At 73.3% G+C, this 21,283-nt stretch carries 20 protein-coding genes; 7 read left to right on the forward strand and 13 right to left on the reverse strand.

The window, feature by feature from the left end; translation table 11 throughout:
• The first annotated feature begins 39 nt into the window (after positions 1-39).
• The gene (locus AA0005_RS11770) at positions 40-1,401 is read left to right on the forward strand and encodes a 6-phospho-beta-glucosidase (RefSeq protein ID WP_413450362.1); all 1,362 of its coding nucleotides are present in this window, start codon (positions 40-42) and stop codon (positions 1,399-1,401) included.
• Positions 1,402-1,444: 43 nt separating this feature from the next.
• On the opposite strand, the gene AA0005_RS11775 is transcribed toward AA0005_RS11770, so the two are convergent.
• Together AA0005_RS11775 and AA0005_RS11780 are read right to left on the reverse strand one after the other, a co-directional pair.
• On the reverse strand, positions 1,445-1,996 hold the full coding sequence (locus AA0005_RS11775; protein ID WP_413450363.1) for a YdeI/OmpD-associated family protein: 552 nt from the start codon (positions 1,994-1,996) through the stop codon (positions 1,445-1,447).
• Positions 1,993-2,412: a VOC family protein gene (locus tag AA0005_RS11780; RefSeq protein WP_413450364.1), complete on the reverse strand. Its 420-nt coding sequence runs from the start codon at positions 2,410-2,412 to the stop codon at positions 1,993-1,995. The genes AA0005_RS11775 and AA0005_RS11780 overlap by 4 nt, the downstream gene beginning before the upstream one ends.
• 108 nt (positions 2,413-2,520) lie before the next feature.
• Here AA0005_RS11780 and AA0005_RS11785 point away from each other — a divergent pair, with 108 nt between their 5' ends.
• The gene (locus AA0005_RS11785) at positions 2,521-3,471 is read left to right on the forward strand and encodes a helix-turn-helix transcriptional regulator (RefSeq protein ID WP_413450365.1); all 951 of its coding nucleotides are present in this window, start codon (positions 2,521-2,523) and stop codon (positions 3,469-3,471) included.
• Between the two features lie 461 nt (positions 3,472-3,932).
• Here AA0005_RS11785 and AA0005_RS11790 read toward each other — a convergent pair whose 3' ends face one another.
• Positions 3,933-4,088: a hypothetical protein gene (locus tag AA0005_RS11790; RefSeq protein WP_413450366.1), complete on the reverse strand. Its 156-nt coding sequence runs from the start codon at positions 4,086-4,088 to the stop codon at positions 3,933-3,935.
• Positions 4,089-4,242: 154 nt separating this feature from the next.
• On the reverse strand, positions 4,243-5,208 hold the full coding sequence (locus AA0005_RS11795; protein WP_413450367.1) for a helix-turn-helix transcriptional regulator: 966 nt from the start codon (positions 5,206-5,208) through the stop codon (positions 4,243-4,245).
• Positions 5,209-5,269: 61 nt separating this feature from the next.
• Here AA0005_RS11795 and AA0005_RS11800 point away from each other — a divergent pair, with 61 nt between their 5' ends.
• From AA0005_RS11800 to AA0005_RS11810, 3 genes are read left to right on the forward strand one after another with little or no spacing between them, the layout of a single operon-like run.
• Positions 5,270-6,313 carry an ATP-binding cassette domain-containing protein gene (locus AA0005_RS11800; RefSeq protein WP_413450368.1) on the forward strand — a complete coding sequence of 348 codons (1,044 nt, stop codon included), beginning with the start codon at positions 5,270-5,272 and terminating at the stop codon, positions 6,311-6,313.
• The gene (locus tag AA0005_RS11805; RefSeq protein WP_413450369.1) at positions 6,310-7,065 is read left to right on the forward strand and encodes an ABC transporter permease; all 756 of its coding nucleotides are present in this window, start codon (positions 6,310-6,312) and stop codon (positions 7,063-7,065) included. The genes AA0005_RS11800 and AA0005_RS11805 overlap by 4 nt, the downstream gene beginning before the upstream one ends.
• Positions 7,066-7,094: 29 nt before the next feature.
• Positions 7,095-10,328: an SNF2-related protein gene (locus AA0005_RS11810; RefSeq protein ID WP_413450370.1), complete on the forward strand. Its 3,234-nt coding sequence runs from the start codon at positions 7,095-7,097 to the stop codon at positions 10,326-10,328.
• 6 nt (positions 10,329-10,334) lie between these two features.
• Here the strand turns inward: AA0005_RS11810 and AA0005_RS11815 are convergent, their stop codons facing one another.
• Entirely contained in the window at positions 10,335-10,781 is a 447-nt protein-coding gene (locus AA0005_RS11815; RefSeq protein WP_413450371.1) for an HIT family protein, read from the reverse strand.
• Between the two features lie 44 nt (positions 10,782-10,825).
• Here AA0005_RS11815 and AA0005_RS11820 point away from each other — a divergent pair, with 44 nt between their 5' ends.
• Positions 10,826-11,293 (forward strand): MarR family winged helix-turn-helix transcriptional regulator, encoded by a 468-nt coding sequence (locus AA0005_RS11820; protein WP_413450372.1) that lies wholly within the window; start codon positions 10,826-10,828, stop codon positions 11,291-11,293.
• 25 nt (positions 11,294-11,318) lie between these two features.
• On the opposite strand, the gene AA0005_RS11825 is transcribed toward AA0005_RS11820, so the two are convergent.
• From AA0005_RS11825 to AA0005_RS11845, 5 genes are all read right to left on the reverse strand, one after another.
• Positions 11,319-11,567, reverse strand: coding sequence for a hypothetical protein (locus AA0005_RS11825; RefSeq protein ID WP_413450373.1), 249 nt, complete (start codon positions 11,565-11,567; stop codon positions 11,319-11,321).
• Positions 11,567-12,004 (reverse strand): hypothetical protein, encoded by a 438-nt coding sequence (locus tag AA0005_RS11830; RefSeq protein WP_413450374.1) that lies wholly within the window; start codon positions 12,002-12,004, stop codon positions 11,567-11,569. The genes AA0005_RS11825 and AA0005_RS11830 overlap by 1 nt, the downstream gene beginning before the upstream one ends.
• Before the next feature lie 91 nt (positions 12,005-12,095).
• Complete coding sequence (locus tag AA0005_RS11835) at positions 12,096-12,779, reverse strand: metal-dependent transcriptional regulator (protein WP_413450375.1); 684 nt, start codon at positions 12,777-12,779, stop codon at positions 12,096-12,098.
• On the reverse strand, positions 12,776-13,465 hold the full coding sequence (locus AA0005_RS11840) for a vitamin K epoxide reductase family protein (protein ID WP_413450376.1): 690 nt from the start codon (positions 13,463-13,465) through the stop codon (positions 12,776-12,778). The genes AA0005_RS11835 and AA0005_RS11840 overlap by 4 nt, the downstream gene beginning before the upstream one ends.
• Entirely contained in the window at positions 13,462-15,261 is a 1,800-nt protein-coding gene (locus tag AA0005_RS11845) for a metallophosphoesterase family protein (protein ID WP_413450377.1), read from the reverse strand. Before AA0005_RS11845 ends, AA0005_RS11840 begins: the two co-directional genes overlap by 4 nt.
• Before the next feature lie 87 nt (positions 15,262-15,348).
• On the opposite strand from AA0005_RS11845, the gene AA0005_RS11850 reads away from it, so the two are divergent.
• Positions 15,349-16,824 (forward strand): glutamate--cysteine ligase, encoded by a 1,476-nt coding sequence (locus AA0005_RS11850; protein WP_413450378.1) that lies wholly within the window; start codon positions 15,349-15,351, stop codon positions 16,822-16,824.
• 4 nt (positions 16,825-16,828) lie between these two features.
• Here the strand turns inward: AA0005_RS11850 and AA0005_RS11855 are convergent, their stop codons facing one another.
• From AA0005_RS11855 to uxaC, 3 genes are read right to left on the reverse strand one after another with little or no spacing between them, the layout of a single operon-like run.
• The gene (locus AA0005_RS11855) at positions 16,829-18,349 is read right to left on the reverse strand and encodes a gluconokinase (RefSeq protein ID WP_413450379.1); all 1,521 of its coding nucleotides are present in this window, start codon (positions 18,347-18,349) and stop codon (positions 16,829-16,831) included.
• 2 nt (positions 18,350-18,351) lie between these two features.
• Positions 18,352-19,725, reverse strand: coding sequence for a mannitol dehydrogenase family protein (locus tag AA0005_RS11860; RefSeq protein ID WP_413450380.1), 1,374 nt, complete (start codon positions 19,723-19,725; stop codon positions 18,352-18,354).
• Complete coding sequence (gene uxaC, locus AA0005_RS11865) at positions 19,722-21,155, reverse strand: glucuronate isomerase (protein WP_413450381.1); 1,434 nt, start codon at positions 21,153-21,155, stop codon at positions 19,722-19,724. Before uxaC ends, AA0005_RS11860 begins: the two co-directional genes overlap by 4 nt.
• Positions 21,156-21,283: the final 128 nt, after the last annotated feature.

Below are 21,283 nucleotides of genomic sequence, written 5' to 3' on the forward strand. Positions count from 1 at the left end.
CAGTCCGAGCCCGCTCAGCGACACGAGGGCCGGCACGCGGTGAAGCTCACCGTCATCGGCGGGGGCGGCTTCCGCGTCCCGCAGATCTACCAGGCTCTCTCGGCCGGCGACGCGCGGCTGCGCGTGGACGAGCTGTGGCTCTACGACGTCTCCGCCGAGCGGCTCGACGTCGTCGCCAGCGTCCTCGCCCAGCTCACCCCCTCGCTCGCGCGGCCCCCGCAGGTGCGGACGACGACGGCGCTCAGCGAGGCCCTCGCCGGCGCCGACTTCGTCTTCTCGGCGATCCGTATCGGCGGGACGGCGGGGCGGATCACCGACGAGCACACCGCCCTGCGCCTCGGCGTTCTCGGGCAGGAGACCGTGGGCCCCGGCGGCCTGGCCTACGCGCTGCGGACCGTGCCGCACGCGCTGCACCTCGCCGAGGAGATCGCCGCCCACGCCCCGGGCGCGTGGACGATCAACTTCACCAACCCCGCCGGCATCATCACCGAGGCGATGCGCCGCGTGCTGGGCGAGCGGGTGGTGAGCATCTGCGACACCCCCATCGGGCTCATGCGGCGTGCCGCACGCCTGTTCGGGCAGGACCCGCGGCGCGTCGACTTCGACTACGTCGGGCTCAACCACCTCGGCTGGCTGCGCACGCTCGTCGTCGACGGGCGCGACGTCCTGCCCGACCTGCTCGCCTCCGACGAGATGCTCGACGGCATGGAGGAGGCCCGTCTCCTCGGCTTCGACTGGGTGCGCGCGATCGGCGCAATCCCCAACGAGTACCTCTTCTACTACTACCGCCACCGCGAGGCGATGGAGCGGATCACCAGCGGGCAGCCCACCCGCGGGGAGTTCCTCGACGTCCAGCAGGGCGCCTTCTACCGGGAGGCCGCCGCGGCCCCGGACCGCGCCCTCGAGATCTGGGACGCGACCCGGCACGACCGCGAGTCGAGCTACATGAACGAGTCGCGCCCCGAGGAGGAGCGCCACGGCCGGCGCACCGAGGACGTCGAGGGCGGCGGCTACCAGGAGGTCGCGCTCGACCTCATGACCGGCCTCGCCACCGGGGACGCCGCGACCATGATCCTCGGGGTCGGCAACGACTCCCTGGGCGGCGGGCGGCTGCTCGTCCCCCAGCTCAACGCCGCGGCGGTGGTCGAGGTGCCGTGCACGGTGGAGCGCGGCGCCGTCCGCCCCCACGCCGTCGCCCCGCTCGACGGGGAGATGGCCGGGCTCATCACGACCGTCAAGGCGAGCGAGCAGCTCGTCCTGCGGGCGCTCGACGAGGGCTCGCGCGAGCTCGCGTGGCGGGCATTCGCCAACCACCCGCTCGTCGACTCCACCGAGGTCGCCCGCCAGCTGGTCGAGGACTACTGCGCCGCCATGCCCGACGTCGCCGCCCGCCTGCGCTGACGGATCGCGTGCAGACCCGCCATCCGGACCGCGACGGCGTCCGCTAGGCGGTGAGCTGCGCGACCGCTCGAGCCAGGGCCCGCGCGCGCCCCTCCGGGGTGTGAGCCTTGAGCAACGGCAGCATCACGGCGTACCTGCCGGACCGGTCGAGGCTCTCGAACGCGGCGCTCGCGCGGGTGTTGCCGGCCAGCTCGGTCGCGAGCTCGGAGGGGACGGAGGCGGTGCGCTGGGACTCGTACGCCGCGTCCCACCGTCCGTCCGCCCGGGCGGCGCTCACCTCCGCGAGCCCGGCGGGATGCAGACGTCCGGCAGCCAGCAGGGCCTCGACCCTCGTGGTGTTCAGCCTCGACCACGGGCTCCTCGGTCGGCGGCGCGAGAACCGCTGCATGAACGACACCTCGTCGCAGGCCTTGCGCTGGCCGTCGATCCAGCCGAAACACAGGGCCACGTCGAGCGCCTGCGTGATCGTGATCCTGGTCGGCCCTGAGTGCCGCTTCGCGATCCGGAGCCATGCCTCGTGCGCGTGCTCGTGCTGGGCCTCCAGCCATGACTCCCAGCCCGCGGCATCGGGGAAGTCCAGCACCTCCACGGTCACGCCTCCTCACTGGTGGAGAGCATGTCGAGATAGTGCTGGTTGTACATGACACCCAGCACGTTGCCGAACGGGTCGACCACGGCGGCGGTGGTGAACCCCTCGCCGCGCGGGGTGATCGGCTCGTACTCCGTGGCGCCCATCGAGAGGAGCCGGTCGACGGTGGCGGCGACGTCGTCGACGTGCCAGTACGTGACGGCACCGCCGGGCCCCGGCGCGGCACCGGGCGGGCGGTAGCTGCTGTCGATGATGCCCAGCTCGGCCTCCCGGTCACCGATGCGGAACTCGACGTACGCCGGTCGACCGTCGGGACCGGACCGCTCGAAGTAGGGCTGGACACCCAGGAGCTCGGCGTACCACCGCGCCGCGGGGACGACGTCGTCGGCGTAGAGGCTGATGGTGGCGAATCCTCGCAGCATGGTGGTGCTCCCTCGGTTCGGGCGGAGTCTCCGCCACTGGCTTGACCCGCCCATCGTGGTCCCCCAAAGTGCTCATCCTCTGAGCACCTTTCCTGCGATGCTTGAGGCATGCGCGCCGACCGCCTGGTGGCGACCCTCCTGCTCATGCAGGCGCGCGGTCGAGTGACCGCCGCCGAGGTGGCCGACGAGCTCGAGGTGTCGGTGGCCACCGCCCGCCGCGACCTCGAGGCGCTGTCCACCGCCGGCGTCCCCGTGTACTCGCAGCCCGGCCGCGGGGGCGGGTGGTCGCTGGTCGGCGGAGCACGCACCGACCTCACCGGCCTCACCGCCGCCGAGGCCCGGGCCCTGTTCCTCCTCGCCGGGCCGGCCACGTCCGGCGCCCCGGCGCTGCGGTCGGCTCTGCGCAAGCTCGTGCAGGCCCTGCCCGGTCCCTTCCGGGAGGATGTCGAGGCGGCGGCCGGTGCCGTCGTCGTCGACACCGCGCGATGGGGCGAGCACGAACGCGCACGTCCCGAGCTGCTCGACGCCCTCGAGGACGCCGTCGTCCGCCGCCGCAAGGTCGAGCTGGACTACGAGAGCCGTCAGGGCGCGGTGACGCAGCGCCTCGTCGACCCCTGGGGGCTCGTCGACAAGGACGGCGTCTGGTACCTGGTCGCCGGCACGGCGCACGGCCAGCGGACCTTCCGCCTCGACCGGATGAGCGCGGCCACCCGCACCGACGACCCCGCCGCCCCGCCACCCGCCGACTTCGAGCTGGCGCGCGCCTGGGACCGGGTCGTCGACGAGAGCGAGCAGCGCCGCTCGCTCCGCTCGGCGACGGTCCTCGTCGCCGAACGCCTGCTCCCGGTCCTGCGCCGGCAGTTCGGGCGGCACTGCGAGCCGCTCGACACCCTCGGCGACGGGCGCGTCCGGGTCCGAGTCACGGCGCACATGGACCTCTCGATCGCCGAGCAGCTCGCCGGCTGGGGTGCCGCTGCCGAGGTCCTCGAACCCGACACCGTCAAGAGAGAGCTCGCCCGCCTCGGTGCAGAGCTCGTGGACCGCTACGGCCCGCGGTAGCTCCCCTGCCCGTGGCGTGGAAGCAGCAGGACATGCACGCAAAGCCACCGCAACAACGGAAAGGGCCCGGCACGCTGTTGCGTGCCGGGCCCTGGGCGCGGGCGGTCATGCGCGCGGCAGAGACGCGTTGCGCACGACCGCGCGCGGCCCGACTCCCGCCCAGCGTCCCCGGCGAGCCCGCAGGACGCGGGTGGCCGGACGGCGCTGGAGGTGGACGTAGTCCGCGAGCGGTATTCCCATGGCGCTGGCGGACATGTCGCCGAGCATGAGGGAGGACATGACAAACCCCTGACTGTTCTCGTGGTGGAGTCCCCGAGGAGGGGACGACGGCATGGCCCGGTGCCCGGGCAGGGATCGCGACCTCGTCGTCGGGATCCCAGCGGCGACGAGGCCTGCTACGCGAGCGGGTGCTTGGCCATGACGAGAACCCTGCCAGGGGTGGTCGCAGGGGTGCCACTCATTTATCGGCGGCGGTCACCCGGCCCGGTGCGCGGCGTCCTTGCGGCGCGGCGCCGGCGGCGCAGCCGGCGCGGGAGCAGGGGCACGGGCCGCTGCTGGAGGTAGACGATGTCGGCCAGGGGAATGTTCATGCTGCGGGCGAAGTCGTCGCCGAGCATCCTCTGCATGGTGGTACCACGTCCCTTCCTCGGCCCGCCGGGTGGGCGGGCGCACCTGAGCACGGCCTGGTGGGCCGGGCTGCCTGGGTGCGGCGGGACGTCCTGCTGAGGACGTCCTCGCCGCCAGCTTCCCCGCCATTGTCTCACATCGTGGTCACTCGACCGGGGGTGTCGCCTCGGTGAGCCGCCGGCCGAAGTGGGCGAGCGCGCGCACCGCCTCCTCGTCCCCCGTCACCGTCCACGTCACCTCGGGCGGGATCCACGCCGGCCCGTAGACGAGGTCGGCGAGGGAGCCGCCACCCACCGGCCAGTCGGTCCCGCCGGACTCGTTCGGCGTCGCACCGGTGGCCCAGACCCCGAAGTGCTTGCGCATCTCCTCCAGCGGCAGGTCCATGTGGACCACCGCCTCCATCGGGTAGGTCTGGCTGTCCGTGTCCGTCGCGTGGATCATCTCCGACGGGTCGTCGACGGGCAGCTCGCGCGGCGCGGTCCGCACGCCGGTGCGCAGCAGCTGCGAGAGGCGGTCGAGGCGGAAGGTCCGCCAGTCCTCGCGCTCGAGGTCCCAGCACACGAGGTACCAGCGGGGCCCGTTGGACACGAGCGTGTGCGGCTCGACGTGGCGCGCCGCCTCGACGTCGAGGGCGGTGACGTAGCGGAAGCGGACCCGCTCGTGGTCCCGGCAGGCGAGCGCCAGCTCGGCGACGACGTCGGGGTCCACGGCCCTGCCCCGCCCCCCGACCGGCACGGCGTACTCCTGGAGGGCGGACACCCGCCGCCGCAGGTGCGGGGCGAGCATCTGCTCGAGCTTGACCAGGGCGCTGAGGGCGGTCTCCTCCCCCAGCCCCTGCACGGCCGCCACCCGCAGGCCGACGGCGATCGCCACCGCCTCGTCGTCGTCCAGGAGGAGCGGCGGGAGGCGCCCGCCCGCCTCGAGCCGGTACCCGCCGTCGAGGCCAGGACGGGCACTGACCTCGTAGCCGAGCTCGCGCAGCCGGTCGACGTCGCGGCGCAAGGTGCGCGCGCTGACGCCCAGCCGCTCGCGCAGCTCCCGCCCGCTCCACGAGCGGTGGGTCTGCAGGAGGGACAGCAGTCGGAGGGCACGGGCGGTGGGATCGGCCATGATGGAAAAGTACCGTCGCATGCGGCCAGGATCTGGCCGCATGGGTTCCTAGCGTTGCGCCATGGCTCCGATCATCAGCACTCGGGAACTCTCCAAGACCTTCCGCCGCAAGGGCGGCGAGGAGGTCGTCGCGGTCAGCGACCTCACGATGGACATCGAGCCCGGCTCCCTCACGGCCTTCCTCGGGCCCAACGGTGCCGGCAAGTCCACCTCCCTCCGGATGCTCACCACGCTCCTGCCGCCGACGAGCGGCCACGCGACGGTCTGCGGCTTCGACGTCGCCCGCGAGCAGGCCGACGTCCGCCGCTCCATCGGCTACATCGGGCAGAAGAACGGCGCCGCCCAGTACTACCGGGTGCGCGACGAGCTCGTCTCCCAGGGCGCCTTCTACGGCCTGAGCCGTACCGAGCGGCGGCAGCGGGCCGACGAGCTCCTCGAGATCCTCGGCCTCACCGAGCTCGCCACCCGCACGACGATGACGCTCTCCGGCGGCCAGCGGCGGCGCGTGGACATCGCCCTCGGCCTCGTCCCCGCCCCGCGGCTGCTCTTCCTCGACGAGCCGTCCACCGGGCTGGACCCGCAGTCCCGCTCCCACCTGTGGGACCACATCCTCACGCTGCGCGAGCGCTACGGGATGACCCTGTTCCTCACCACCCACTACCTCGACGAGGCGGACCGCTTCGCCGAGCGGGTGATGATCGTCGACCAGGGCCGCCTCATCGCCGACGACACCGCCGCGCGGCTCAAGGCGAACCTCGCCGGGGACCGCATCGTCCTCACCCTCGCCGGCGCGGTTGCCGACGACGGCGCACTCGCCCTGCTGCGGCGCGTCGCCGCCCGCGGTGGTGACGTCGAGCAGGCCGCGGTCGCGGCACCGGAGGGCGCGGCGGTGCGGTGCACCGTCGTCGTCGACCACGGCGACCGGGTGCTGCCCGGTCTGCTCGCCTCACTCGCCGCGGCCGGCCACGAGGTCCTCGCCGCCGAGCTCCACCAGCCCACCCTCGACGACGTCTTCCTCGGGCTCACCGGCCGCAGCCTCCGCGAGGAGCAGGCCACCGTCGAGGCACCCGCCCAGCCCGCTCTCGTCCCCGGAGGCCCCCAGTGAGCGCCGTCGTCACCGACACCCGCAACGTCCTCGTCCGCGAGCTGTGGCCGGTCCTGCGTGACCCGTTCAGCGTCATCTTCTCCCTGCTCCAGCCACTCGTCTTCCTCGCCTTCTTCGGCCCGCTGCTCAGCGGCACGACGGGGCTGCCGTTCGCCGAGTCCCTCCAGTGGTTCGTGCCGGGCATCATCGTCATGAGCACCCTGTTCGGCACCGCGATGGCCGGCTCCAACCTCCTCTTCGAGCTGCAGTCCGGCTCGCACGAGCGGATGCTCGTCACGCCCGTGGCGCGCTCGGCGCTCATGGTGGGGCGCGCGCTCAAGGAGATGGTGCCGCTCGCCGTCCAGGCGGTCGTCATCACGCTGGTGGCTGCGATCTTCGGCTTCCGGCCGCACCTGCCGGGCATGGCCCTCGGTCTGCTGGTCCTCGCCGCGTTCGGGATCGGGCTGGGGGCGCTGAGCTACTCCCTCGGGATCGCCTCGCGGGAGCGGGACTGGATGTTCTGGGCGGTCCAGCAGGCGCTGATCTTCCCGCTGATGATCCTCTCCGGGATGCTCCTGCCGCTCGAGGCCGCGCCCCGGTGGATGCAGGTGCTCGGGAACCTCAACCCGCTCACCTACCTCGTCGAGGCGGAGCGAGCGCTGTTCAACGGGCAGCTCACCGAGCCGGCGGTGTGGCAGGGTGCGCTGGCCGCCGTCGTCCTCGCGGCGGTCGGGTTGACGGTCGGGATCCGGATGATGCGCCGCAGCATCTGAGTGTCAGAGGCCGCGGTTACCGTAGGCGGGTGGACCTGACCGAGAGCGACGTCCGGGCGCTGGAGAACCTCTCCCTTCCCGACGACGCCACGCTCGCGCGGTGGTTCGACCACGGCACGGTCGAGCGGGGCACGGACTACGCGCGGCGCGGGATGGTCCAGCGGCTGCACGTCGACCCGGACGAGCGCGCCCTGTTCGCCACCGTGCGCGGCAGCGGTGCCAGCTCCTACCAGTGCTTCGTCGTCCTCTACCCCGACGCGCAGATCTCCGCGCACTGCACCTGCCCGGTGCGGATGGGCTGCAAGCACGGCGTGGCCGTCGTCGTCGCGGCCCGGGAGGCCGCCGTCCACGGGGTGCGCCCCGACTGGGAGCGGGCCCTGGACGACGCCGTCAACGACGTCGGTCCCGGCAGTGGGGACCCGCTGGGGCTCCAGCTCGAGCGGGTCGTCGCCCGCGGGGCCGCGGCGGCCGGGGCCGGCCGGGCCGCCGCCCGCGTCCGCATGGCGCCGGTGACCATCGGCGCCAAGGGCCAGTGGGTGCGTACCGGGGTGAGCTGGCAGACGGTGCGCTGGACGTGGAGCCGGTACGTGCCCGAGCACGCCGAGGCCCTGCGCGCCCTCATCGCCTCCCACCCCCACGCCTACGGCACCCACGTCTTCCTCGACGAGCTCGGCCCCGCCGTCTGGCCGCTCCTCCAGCAGGTGGTCGACGCCGGCGTCGCCCTCGTCCCCCACCGCAGCGTCAAGGGCGAGGTCGCCCTCAGCAGCACGCCCGCCGAGGTCACCCTCGACGTCACCGCCCACCCCGTCCAGGACGGCGTGCGGGTGGCGCCCTCGGTGCGGGTGGCCGGCCGCACGGTCGGTGCGCACGCGATCGCCTTCGTCGGCCACCCGGTGCACGGCGTCGCCGTCACCGACGACGGCCTCCTCCTCGCCCCGCTCGCCCGGCCGCTGCCGCTCGGCGCCTCCGAGCTCGTCACCGGGCAGCCGCTCCACATCCCGCCCGACGGCGTCGACCGCTTCCGCCGCGAGTTCTACCCCCGCCTGCGCCAGCTCGTCCCCGTGCGCTCCTCCGACGACGCCGTCGCGCTCCCCCAGGTCCTGCCGCCGGTGCTCGTCCTGTCGGTGGAGCACCGGGAGGGCTTCATCGTCCGCCTCGCCTGGTCCTTCCGCTACCGCACCGAGGACGCCGTCGTCGACCTCCCCGTCGACACCGCCGACGACGACGCCCCGGCCGCCGGGTGGGTGCGCGACCACGCGGCCGAGCGCCGGCTGCTCGACGCCCTCGAGCTGCCCGCCGAGCACCCCCAGCTCCAGGCGCCGCCGCCAGGGCGCGGGCCCGCGCCCGTCGCCGAGCTGCGCCAGGTGGACGCCGCCCGCTTCACCGAGCGCGGCCTGGACCGGCTGCGCGAGGCCAACCCCGCCGTCGTCGTCGAGGTGAGCGGCGAGGTGCCCGACTACAAGCACGTCGACGTCGCGCCCACCATCCGGCTCACGGCCACCGACACCCCGCAGGGCGACTGGTTCGACCTCGAGGTGGAGGTGCAGCTCGAGGGCGAGCCGGTGCCCTTCGGCCACCTCTTCCGGGCGCTGGCGACGGGGGCGCCGCACCTGTTCCTGCCCTCCGGCAGCTACGTCAGCCTCGACCGGCCCGAGCTCGAGCAGCTGCGCCAGCTCATCGCCGAGGCCGGCGGGCTGCACGACGAGGAGTCCGGCACCCTGCGCGTCACGGCCTACCAGGCCGACCTGTGGCAGGAGCTCGTCACCCTCGGCGTCGTCGCCGAGCAGAGCGAGCGCTGGCGGCGCACCGTCGAGGCGCTCGTCTCCGGTCCGCCGCCCGGGGCGATCGAGCCACCTGCGGGCCTGCGGGCGGAGCTGCGCTCCTACCAGCGCGAGGGCTACGAGTGGATCTCCAGCCTGTGGGACGCCGGGCTGGGCGGGATCCTCGCCGACGACATGGGCCTGGGCAAGACCCTCCAGACCCTCGCGGCGGTGCAGCGGGCCAAGGAGACCGGCCGCCTCACCGAGCCGGTGCTCGTCGTGGCGCCCACGTCCGTCGTCGGCGGCTGGGCGAGCGAGGCGGCGCGCTTCACCCCCGAGCTCACGGTGCAGACCGTGGAGCAGACCGCCGCCAAGTCGAAGGTGCCGCTCGCCGAGCACGTGGCCGGGGCGGACGTCGTCGTCACGTCCTACGCGCTGCTGCGCCTGGACTTCCCCTCCTACGACGCACTCGGGTGGTCGGTGCTCGTCCTCGACGAGGCGCAGATGGTGAAGAACCACCAGGCCAAGACCCACGTGTGCGCGCGGAAGATCGCTGCCCCGGTCAAGCTCGCGATCTCCGGCACGCCGCTGGAGAACAGCCTCATGGACCTGTGGGCGCTGCTGTCCATCACCGCGCCCGGCCTCTTCCCCGACCCGCGGGCCTTCACGGTCGACTACCGCACCCCGATCGAGCGGGAGCGGGACGGAGCGGCCCTGGACCGGCTGCGCCGGCGTACGCGGCCCTTCATCCGCCGTCGGACGAAGGAGGAGGTCGCCCAGGAGCTGCCGCCCAAGCAGGAGCAGGTGCTCACCGTCCCGCTGAGCGCGCGGCACCGGAAGATCTACGACACCCACCTCGCGCGGGAGCGGCGCAAGATCCTCGGCCTCGTCGACGACATGGACAAGAACCGCTTCACGATCTTCCGCTCCCTCACCCTCCTGCGGCAGCTCGCGCTGGCGCCCGGGCTCGTCGACCCCGACTACGAGGGGGTGGGCTCGAGCAAGGCCGAGGCCTTCCTCGAGCAGCTCGCCGAGCTCGTCGCCGAGGGCCACCGGGCGCTCGTCTTCAGCCAGTTCACCGGCTACCTCGGCCTCGTGCGCGAGCGCCTCGAGCAGCAGGGCATCGACTACTGCTACCTCGACGGCAGCACCCGCGGCCGCGCGGCCCGCATCCGGGAGTTCAAGGAGGGGCACGCGCCGGTCTTCCTCATCTCCCTCAAGGCGGGCGGCGTGGGCCTCAACCTCACCGAGGCCGACTACTGCTTCATGCTCGACCCCTGGTGGAACCCGGCCGTGGAGGAGCAGGCGATCGACCGCACCCACCGCATCGGGCAGGACCGCACCGTCATGGTCTACCGGATGGTGGCCGAGGGGACGATCGAGGAGAAGGTCATGGCCCTGGCCGAGCGCAAGCGTGAGCTCGCCGGGCGGGTGCTGACCGGCGGCACCGCATCCGCCTCGGCCCCGCTGTCGGCGGAGGACGTGCGCGAGCTCCTCGGCTGAGAGCGCCTACAGCTGCGGGGACGCGAGCTCCCGCGGCACGTGCGCGCCGTGCCCGGCCTCCCGCAGGGCGGCGCGCAGGCGCTCGGCGGCGGCGTCCAGCTCCTCGGCGGGCACGTCCTGCCGGGCGCGGTCCAGGCGCAGCGCCGCCTCGTCCCAGGCGGGCAGCACGTGGACGTGGAGGTGAGGCACCTCGAAGCCGGCCACCATGAGTGCGGCGCGTGGCGCGTCCCACGCCGCGCGCTGCGCCCGCCCGATCGTGGCCGCCACGACGGCCAGGTGAGCGACGAGATCGTCCGGTGCGTCGGTCAGCTGGTCCACCTCGATGCGCGGAACGACGAGGACATGACCGTCCGTCACGGGGGCGATGGTGGCGAAGGCGACGCACTCGTCGTCGGCCCAGACGAAGCGTCCGGGGATCTCCCCGGCGATGATCCTGCTGAAGACGGTACTCATGCCGCCAGGGTATCGACGCCTAGGATTGGCGGGACGAAAGGGACATGGTGCGAGGACAGGACGAGCGTGGGGTCTCCACGCGGACGGCCGCCGAGGCGTGGGAGGAGCTCTTCCGGGCCCAGGTGACCCTCATGCGACGCTTCGAGGCCGGTGACGACTTCGCGCCCCTCACCTCGCGGGAGTACGACGTCCTGTTCCAGCTGAGCCTCGGCGAGGGCCACGCGATGCGGATGCGGGACCTCACCTGCCTCATCCTCCTGTCCCAGCCGAGCCTCAGCCGGATGGTCGACCGCCTCAGCGCCCGCGGCCTGGTCGAGCGGCGTGCCGTGCCGCACGACGCGCGCGGCGTCGTCGTCGCCCTCACCGAGGAGGGGCTGCGGCTGCAGCGGGAGATCGGCCGCAACCACGTGCGCTCGATCCGCCGCTACGTGGGCGGCGCGCTCGACGAGGAGGAGCTGCGCACCCTGCAGCACCTGGCGCACAAGCTGCGTACCGCCCAGCGCCACCTATAGCGGACCAGCGGGAGTGGCCAAGGCACTAGGGCCGCGGTGAGGCGTCTCCGCCGCCGGTGGCCGCGTTGAGCTGGTCGAGCAGCTGCTCAAACTTGGCGCGTGTGCCGGGCGACATCTTCTTGACAGACGTCGAGCCTTCGACGGTGCTGCCAGTGGTGCTGCCGTCCCGACCGCTCCTGGCGGTGCGTGCGACCCTGCCAGTCGAGGCGGAGCGGGCGACGCTCCGCACCTTCTGTCCCTTGCCGTTGCCGGATCTGCGGTACGCGCGTGCCATCACCTGCTCACCTCCGCGTCGTCTTCCAGCCGCTCCTCGATTATGGCAGCAAGCATCGTCTTCTCGAGGTCGGTCCGCACCTCTTTGGCCAGAGCTTGGCAGACGAGGAACATCCGGTCCGGATCCGCCGTGTCGATGTTGTCGTAGACCCACAGCAGCATCTGCCAGTGCCGCGCACGCTCTGCGGACTCACCGGCGTCGGCACGGCGCTCTACTTCCATCTGCCGGTCCACGCCGATCCGTTGGATCACGCCTCGGTAGGCGATCACAGCAGCGGTGAGTGCCGCCAGGGCACCGAAGCCGGAGGACTTGACGAAACCGTCAAGCCACCGTCCGAACGGCGGCAGCCAGGCCCAGTCGAACGTCACCCCGGCCCAGACCGCGGCCCCGACGAGCGCGGCAGCGCATGCGACCAGCAGCGCCTTGTGTCGCCCCATGCGGACATGCTGCCGCGCTCAGCAGAGTGTCGCTCGCAGATTCCACAGGCCCCAACGGCATTGCGGATCTAGTCCAGGACCGTGTCAGGGCTCAGGCGGTCACCCACACCGCGGCGACGGCGGGGTCGCCCAGCTCGACGGCCTCGCCCTCGGTCTCCCCGGGCTGGGTGACGGTGAAGAGCGTGGTGCCGACGTAGGGCCGCGCCTCGACGACGGTCACCTGCGCGTCCAGCCGCACCCCGACGTCGGCGAGGTGGCGCAGCACCTGCGGCTCGGCGTCGGAGATCCGCACGACGCGCCCGCCCTCCCCCGCCGGCGTCTCCCCCAGTGGGCGGGTGGGTGGCAGGGTGACGTCCCCGCCGACGGTGGGGATCGGGTCCCCGTGCGGGTCGCGGACGGGGTGCCCGAGGAGGGCGTCGATGCGCTCGACGAGGAGGTCGGAGACGGCGTGCTCGAGGACCTCGGCCTCGTCGTGGACCTCGTCCCAGCCGTAGCCGAGGTGCTCGACGAGGAGGGTCTCGATGAGCCGGTGGCGGCGCACCATCGCCAGGGCGGCCTCGCGGCCGCGCCCGGTGAGGGAGATGCCGCCGTAGCGCTCGTGGTGGACCAGGCCCTCGTCGGCGAGGCGCCGGACGGTCTCGGAGGCGGTCGAGGCGGAGACGCCCATCCGGGCGGCGAGCGCGCTCACGCTCGTCGCCGGACCGCCCCACTCGACCGCCGCGTAGATCGCCTTGAGGTAGTCCTGGGTGACGTTGGAGGTGGGCAGCTCGGTCACAGGATCAGCATCCACTGGTCCCAGAAGACGAACCCGATGAGGAAGAGGACGACGGCGTACCAGACCGTGATGATCAGCGCCCTGTCCTGGACGAGGAAGCGGCGCAGCCCATCGGGTGCGGGCAGGTGCCGGGCCTGGAAGCCGCGCCCGAGGACGTTGACGACGATCGGGATCGTCACCGTCCACACGACGAGGCAGTAGGGGCACAGGCCGCGCAGGTTGGTGAAGGCCTGGTACTGGAACCAGGTGATCCACACGGCGGCGAGCACCGAGCCGGCCATGAGCAGCACCCAGTACACGCGCGGCAGGCGGCCCCCGCCGAGCAGCGCGACCCCGCTGGCGGTGACGACCGCGAAGGCGATGGTGCCAAGCACGGCGTTGGGCGGGCCGAGCACCGAGGCCTGCCACGACAGGACGAACTTGCCGCAGCCGATGAGCGGGTTGATGTCGCAGCCGAGCGCGGCGTTCGGGTCACGCAGGAGCTTCTGCGTGGACAGGATGAGCATGACCGAGGCCCAGGTGCCCAGGGCACCGCCGATGGTGAGCAGCCAGCCCAGGCCGCGCGGGGCGCCGCCGGCGAGCTGGTGCTCGGTGGGGCGGGCGGGGTCGAGGGCCGCGAGCGCCTCCTCCTCGGCCAGCAGCTCGTCGTCGCGAAGGGTGGCGTCCTCCCGCTGCTGACCGCTCATCTGCGCTCCGTTCCCGCGGACGTCTCCGCGTCGGTGGGGTCCCCGGTGGGCCCGGAGTCTCCAGTATCACCGCTCACCGGCCCGGAGTCAGCAGGGTCCGGGAAGCGGTACCAGCGGCCCAGCTCGACGGTCGTGTCGGTGCCGACCGTGATGACCCGGTAGTCCAGCGGCCGCCCGCTCGCGGCGTCCACCCGCAGGACCGTCATCTCTGCCGGCCCGTTGAGCGGGCCGACGGTCGCGCCGCCGGACGCGCCGGCAGTGCTCGAGCTGACGTAGCGCACGGCGCCGCCGATGACCTCCGGGCCCTCGCGCCGGTGCCAGTGGCCTGAGAGCGCGAGCCCCGCGCAGCCCTCCTCGATGGTGGGCAGCGCGGCCCGCGGGCTGTGGACGAGGAGGAGGTCGACGCGGTCCTCGGCGCAGGCCGTCTCGGCCAGCCGCTCCCCCATCTCCGGCACGGTCTCGTCGCGCTCCGGCCTGGTGCCCTCCCCGACGGCGGTGAGCGTCGGGTCGGTGTCCCCGAGGATTCGTACGCCCTCGACCTCGGTGACGCCGCCGTCGAGGACGACGTAGCCGGCGTCGCGCATCTGCTCGGCCGTCGTGACGGAGTCGTGGTTGCCGGTGGACACGACCATGGGCACGTCGTCGGGCACCTCGCCGGCGAAGGCGTTGACGCAGTAGGACTCCACCGCCGTCCCGCTCATCACGGTGTCGCCGGCGTCCAGGAGCGCGCTCGCGCCGCTCAGCCGCAGCGCCGTGGCGACGACCGAGGCCATGCCGACGTTGCAGTGGAGGTCGCTGACGAGCAGGAAGGTCACCGGCTCCACCCGGGCGGGCGGCTCGTCGTCGGTCGTCTCCTCGACGGCGGCCGCCGGGGTGGCGGCGTCGTCGGCCGGGTCGGTGGCGGCCTCGTCTGCGGCCGGGTCCGTGGTGGGATCGGTGGCGGTGTCGGTGGGGGCGGGACTGACGAGAGGGATGCCGGGCGGCCGGTTGGGCGCCCGGTTCTGCGCGTAGGCCGCCTCGAGGTTCTCGGTCACCGAGGCGTAGAAGGCCTCGTTCTCCTCGTAGGCCTCGACGAGGTATCCGCCGTAGGTGTCGATGAGCTGGGCCATGCGGCCCGTCATCCGCAGGTCCTCCATCGGGGTGCCCGCCAGCGCACTGATCGTCGTACCGGGTGCCGGACGGTCGCGCAGGGTCGTGACGGTCGGCACCGCGACGAGCGTGAGGACGACGACGGCGGCGAGCGGCACGACCCCCGGGCGGCGGGCCGCGTGCGCGACCTCCCGGCGCAGCAGCCCGCGCGAGGCCAGCCGCCCGCCGGCGATGACGAGGAGCATGCCTCCCCAGAGGATCGCCGTGCGTCCCAGGGCGTCGCGCACCAGGGCCGCGGTGGCGTCGGCGACGACGGCGTCGGGGTGGGAGACGACCTGCGCGTAGGCGGCGACGTCGCCGGCCAGCCCCGTCACCGGGTTGGCCGGCACCGCGGCGAGCTCGGCCGGGATCTCCTGGACGACGACCTCGACGCCGAGCGGCCACGGCAGCGGGGAGTCGAGGAGCACCGTGCCCAGCGGCCCGAGGTCGACGACGATCTCGTGCTGGGCGGTGACCTCGTAGTGCGCGGCGTGCGGGCCGAGGGAGGAGTCGGTCGAGGCGGTGAGCACGCCCACCACGCCAGCGACGACGCCGGTGGCGAGGAGCACGAGGAGGGTGCGGATGACGCGTCGCGTCGTCGTCGTCTGCCGGTGCCACCACGGCCAGCGCCGTCGGGGCACGCCGTCCCGCTCGTCGTCGTCCACCATCCCCACCATTGTCGCCCAGGCGGCAGCGGGTGCCGAGCGCCGCGTCCTGTGGTTCGCTCACCAGCGACGTCGAGACAAGGAGTGAGCGTGGGAGAGGACATCTCCGGGACGACCTTCACGCGGGCCGACCACGCGAAGTACCGCGCGAAGATCCGCCGGTGCCTGGACACGCTCGAGGCGATGCTCGACGCGGGCGTGTTCGTCGAGGACGAGTGGCGCACCGGCCTGGAGATCGAGCTGGGGCTCGCAGGCCCGGACATGCGGCCCTTCCACCACAACGCCGAGGTGCTCGAGCGCATCGCCGACCCGCTCTACCAGACCGAGCTCGGCACCTTCACGATCGAGCTCAACGTCGAGCCGCGGCGCATCGACGGCCAGTCGCTCGAGCAGCTGGAGTCGGCGCTGCGTCGCAACCTCAACCGCGCGCGGGACCGGGCCGGGGACGCGGGCGCCGAGCTCGTCATGGTGGGGATCATGCCGACGCTGCCGGCGCCGCCCGCCGGGCGCAGCTGGTTCACCGCCAGCGACCGCTACGTCGCACTGGACGAGGCCATCATGAACTCGCGGCGCGAGGACATCACCCTGCGCATCGGCGGGCCCGAGCCGCTGTCGCTGACGATGGACTCGATCATCGCCGAGGCCGCGTGCACCTCCACCCAGCTCCACCTCCAGGTGACGCCGCGGCGCTACGCCGACTACTGGAACGGCTCCCAGCTGCTCGCCGGGGCCCAGCTCGTCATGGGCGCGAACTCGCCCTTCCTCTTCGGCCACCAGCTCCACGCCGAGACGCGCGTGGAGACCTTCCTGCAGGCCACCGACACCCGCTCGGTCGAGCTGCGCAACCAGGGCGTGCGGCCGCGGGTCTTCTTCGGCGACCGGTGGATCACCTCGATCTTCGACCTCTTCGAGGAGAACGTCCACTACTTCCCCGCGCTGCTCCCGGTGAGCAGCGACGAGGACCCGGCGGCGGTCTTCGCGGCCGGTGGCACGCCGTCGCTGTCGGAGCTCCGGCTGCACAACGGGACGATCTACCGCTGGAACCGGCCCATCTACGACGTCCAGGACGGGCGCCCGCACCTGCGGGTGGAGAACCGGGTGCTGCCCGCGGGGCCGAGCGTCGTCGACACCCTGGCCAACGCGGCCTTCTTCTACGGGATGATCGTCGAGCTCGTCACCGACGAGCGGCCGCTGTGGTCACGGATGTCCTTCGACGCCGCCCGGGAGAACTTCCGGGCCGCGGCGCGGTACGGCATCGACGCCCGGCTCTACTGGCCGGGCCGGGGCGAGCTCGACGGGACGGAGCTCGTCCTCGACACGCTCCTGCCGATGGCGGCCCGGGGGCTGGAGCGGCTCGGGGTCGACAGCGCGGTGGCGGGCCGCTACCTCGACATCATCGAGGCGCGCGCCCGCCTTCGCCGCAACGGCGCCACCTGGCAGGTCGCCGCCGTCAAGGCCTACGAGGAGCGCGGCAAGGACCGTCGCGACGCACTCCACCTCATGCTCGCCGACTACGTCCGCAACACGAACGCCGGCGAGCCCGTCCACACGTGGCCGCTGCCCTGACCCGTCACAGGCGGGGCTTGGTCTCCAGGGTCTCCAGGTAGGACTGGAGCTCGTCGTAGGCGGCCAGCAGCCCGGCGGCGCGGCCGCGCAGCCCGGAGTAGGTCGCCCGGTCCGCCTCGGAGACCCCGATCGGGTCAGTGACGTCACCGGCCGGGCTGAGCAGCTCGAGGCCCGCGGCGAGCGAGTCCACCTGCCCGGTCGAGTAGAGCGCGAGGATCGCCGAGCCCAGGGCCGAGCCCTCGGCGTCGTCGGTCGGGACGAGCGGGCGGCCGATGGTGGCGGCCATGATCTGGCGCCACAGCTCCGCACGGAAGACCCCACCCGTGCACCGCACCTCGGTGACGGGGGTGACCGTGTCGAGGACGTCGACGAGGCTCGACATCTGCAGGGCCACGCCCTCGATCGCGGCCCGGATGAAGTGACCGCGCCCGTGGGCGTGCCGCACGCCGAGGAAGGAGCCGGTGAGCTCGGGGTCCCACAGGGGGGCGCGCTCGCCGAGGAGGTACGGCAGCATGATGAGGCCGTCGCTGCCGGCCGGGACGGCGTTCGCCATCGCCATGACCTGGATGTCACGCAGCGGGCCGGCCGGGACGTCGGGGGCGTAGACGTCGCCCGCCCAGCGGGCCACGACTCCCCCGTTGCTGATGGCCGCACCGACGACCCACGCGTCGTCCGTCAGGGCGTAGCAGAACAGGCGGCCGTCCGCGTCGAGCTTGGGCTCGTCGACGACGGTGCGCACGGCACCGCTCGTGCCCATCGACAGCCCCGCGATGCCGGGCTCGATCGCGCCGGTGCCGAGGTTGCCCAGCGGCCCGTCGGTCGCGCCCGTGTTGATCGGGATGCCGGCCGGCAGGCCCACGCGGCCACCCGCCTCGCGGGAGAGCTCGAGCAGCGCCGTCGTCGGCAGCACCTCGGGCAGCTGCTCGCGACGCACGCCGGCCAGCTCCAGGGAGGAGTCGGCCCAGGTGCGCGTCGACAGGTCGAGCAGACCGGAGGCGGAGGCCGTGGACAGCTCGGTGGCGACCCGGCCGGTGAGGTGGAGCAGGACGAGGTCCTTGAGCCCGATCCAGCGGTGGGCGCGCGCCGCGGTGGCGGTGTCGTGGCGGGCGAACCACATGAGCTTGACCAGCGGGCTCATCGGGTGGACCGGTGTGCCGGACATGTGGAGCAGCTCCTTGCCCCGGCCGGCGGCGCGCAGCTCGGCGGCCTCGGCGTGGGCGCGGGTGTCGGCCCAGGTGATGATGTCGGTGATCGGCCGCAGGTCCTCGTCCAGCCCGACGAGCCCGTGCATGGCCGACCCGACACCGATGACGTCGATCGCGTGGCCGGCGCACGCGCCGACCACCTCGGCCAGCGCACCGTCGACGGCGTCGAGCACCATCTGCGGGTCCTGCACCTGCCAGCGGGGCTGCGGCTCGGCGAGCTTGTACTCGCGGAAGGCCGCCACGCGCCAGCCCGTCGCGGCGTCGACGGCGATGACCTTGGTGGTCGTCGTGCCGACGTCGATCCCGATGACGACGCCCATGCTCAGCGCTCCGACTCGAAGGAGCGGAGCTGGTCGAGGACGGCTGCGCGCAGCTCGGCGTCCTCGGCGAGGTCGGGGGCGAGCTCACCGAGGACGGTGCGCACGGCCCGCTCGTCGTCCCCGGCCGCCAGCTGCTGCCACCGCTCGGCAGCGACGTCCTTGACGGGCACGCCCGCGCCGCGCAGGTGCGCGACCCAGGCGGCGACGGCGACGACGGCGCCCTGCGGCATCCGTCCCGCCCCCCGCTCGGTGCGCAGCACGGGCACGTGGCGCACGGGCAGCTTCTGCGAGCCGTCGGCGGCGATCCGGCCGAGGATGTCGCGCATCCGCGGGTTGGCGAAGCGCTCGCGCAGCGCCTCGCGGTAGGCGGCGACGTCCTCGGCGGGGACGTCGAGGCTCGCCTCGGCGTCGTCCCACAGGCGCTCGACCCAGGCGCGGACCTGCTCGTCGGCGAAGGCCTCGTCCACGGTCTCGTGGCCCAGGATCGGCCCGGCGTAGGCCATGAGCGAGTGCGCGCCGTTGAGCAGCAGCAGCTTGCGCCGCTCGTAGGGCTCGACGTCCTCGACCAGGGTGACGCCCGCCGTCTCCCAGCGCGGGCGCCCGGCCGGGAACTGCCCGGCGATGACCCACTCGGAGAAGGGCTCGGTGGCGACAGGAGCGACGTCGGTGACGCCGAGCTCGCGCTCGACCAGCTCGGCGGTCTCCGGCCCCACGGCCGGGGTGATGCGGTCGACCATCGAGCTGGCGAAGTCGACGTTCTCGTCGATCCACGGCAGGAGGCCGGGGTCGACCTCGCCGCCCAGCTCGCGCACGACGCGGGCGACGACCTCGCCGTTGCCCGGGAGGTTGTCGCAGGGCAGGACCGTGATCGGTCCGGCGTCGGCCGCCTGGCGGGCGATGAGGCCGGCGACGATCTTGCCGGGCACCGTGGTGACCGGCGCGACGGGGTCGCGGCGCAGGGTCTCGATGTCGGCGGCGACGTCGGCGTTGTCCCGGTCGAGGCCACCGTCGGCACCGCGCAGGTAGCCGGCCTCGGTCACCGTGCTCGTGACGACGGCGACGGCCGGGTCACGCAGGTACTCGAGCCAGGCGGCGTGGTCGGCCGCAGCGTGGACGGCGCTGACCGAGGTGACGACCTCGAGCTCGTCGCCCTCGGCCCCGCGCACGACGAGCGTGTACAGCCCGTCCTGCGGCGCGAGGGCGTGGGCGGCGTCCGGGCGGCGGCCGGTGAAGGCCGCGATGCCCCAGTCCGCGCCGTCGGCGGCGCGCATCGTGTACCAGGCCTGGTGGGCCCGGAAGAAGTTCCCCAGGCCCAGGTGGGCGATGCGCACGGGCGGCGCGGTCTGGTCGGGCCGGCGGCTGAGTCGCTCGGTCACAGCTTGAACACCTTCTTCGGGATCGTCGTGACGAGGTCGCGGGCGGTCGCCACCGCCTCGTCCTCGGTGAGGCGGTGCTGCGCGACCAACTCTGCCAGGTAGGCGGCGTCGAGACGGCGCGACATGTCGTGGCGCGTGGGGATCGAGAGGAACGCGCGGGTGTCGTCGATGAAGCCGGAGGTCCGGTAGAAGCCCGCGGTCTCGGTGACGGCGCCGCGGAAGCGGCGGATCGCCTCGGGCGCGTCGATGAACCACCACGGCACGCCCACGTGCAGCGAGCGGTAGAAGCCCGCCATGGGGGCCAACTCGCGGGAGTACACGGTCTCGTCGATCGTGAAGACGACGAGCGTGAAGTTCGGGTGGTTGCCGTAGCGCGAGAGGAGCGGCTGTAGCGCCTCGGTGAACTCGACCTTGACCGGGATGTCGGAGCCGGCGTCGGCGCCGTAGCGCTCGAAGTTGTCGGTGTCGTGGTTGCGGTAGACCGCCGGGTGGAGGGTCATGACGAGGCCGTCCTCGGTCGCCATGCGGGCGGTCTCGCTCATCATGTGGCGGTGGAAGGCGCGGCCCTCCTCGACGGTCGCCTCCCCGCGCAGCGCGGCGGCGTAGATGCGCTCGGCCTCCGCCGTCTCGAGCGGCTGGGTGCCGGCGTCGAGGTGGGAGTGGTCGGAGGAGACGGCGCCGTGCTCCTTGAAGTAGCGGCGGCGGTTCTCCAGCGCGGCGATGTACCCGGCGTAGTCGCCGGTGTCGACGCCGGAGACCTTGCCCAGCTCGCGCGCGAGGTCGGCGAAGCCCGGGCGGGCGACCTCGAGGAAGCGGTCGGGCCGGAAGGTCGGGATGACGCGGCCGGTGAAGGTCGGGTCCTCGGCCAGGGCGCGGTGCGGGGCGAGGTCGTCGAGCGGGTCGTCGGTCGTCGCGAGCACCGAGATGCCGAAGCGCTCGAAGAGGGCGCGCGGGAGGAACTCGGGGGTCTGCAGGGCCGCGGCGATCTGGTCGTAGATCGCGTCGGCGGTCTCGGCGCTGGGCACCTGGGTGATGCCGAAGACCTCGACGAAGGTCGTGTCGAACCAGTACTTCACGGGCGTGCCGCGGAAGAGGTAGTAGTTCTCGCACAGGATCCGCCAGGCCTTGCGGGCCGCGGCCTCGTCCAGCTCGAGCGGCCCGTCCGGCCCACGGCCGAGGTCGCTGAGCTCGGCGCCGTTGGCGTGCAGCATGCGCAGCACGTAGTGGTCGGGCGTGAGCAGCAGTGACGCAGGGTCCGGGAATGGCTTGTTGTCCACCAGCCACTGCGGGGGCACGTGGCTGTGCGGCGAGATGATCGGGAGGTCCTTCGTCGCGGCGTACAGCCGCCGGGCCACGTCCCGCACCTCCGGCTGCGTGGGGAGGAGGCGGTCGGGATGGACCTCCAGCGATGCCTGCGTGTCAGCGCTCATGCCCGCCATCGTCCCGACACCACCCGCCGCCGACAATGAAGTTGCCAGACCTTGCCACCCTGTTGCCACCGATTGCCACCACACCCCACGTTCCGGCCCCTCCCACCTGACGGCGGCGGCCACGCGGC

This window comes from Georgenia phoenicis, from assembly GCF_047302425.1.
Lineage (GTDB): Bacteria > Actinomycetota > Actinomycetes > Actinomycetales > Actinomycetaceae > Oceanitalea.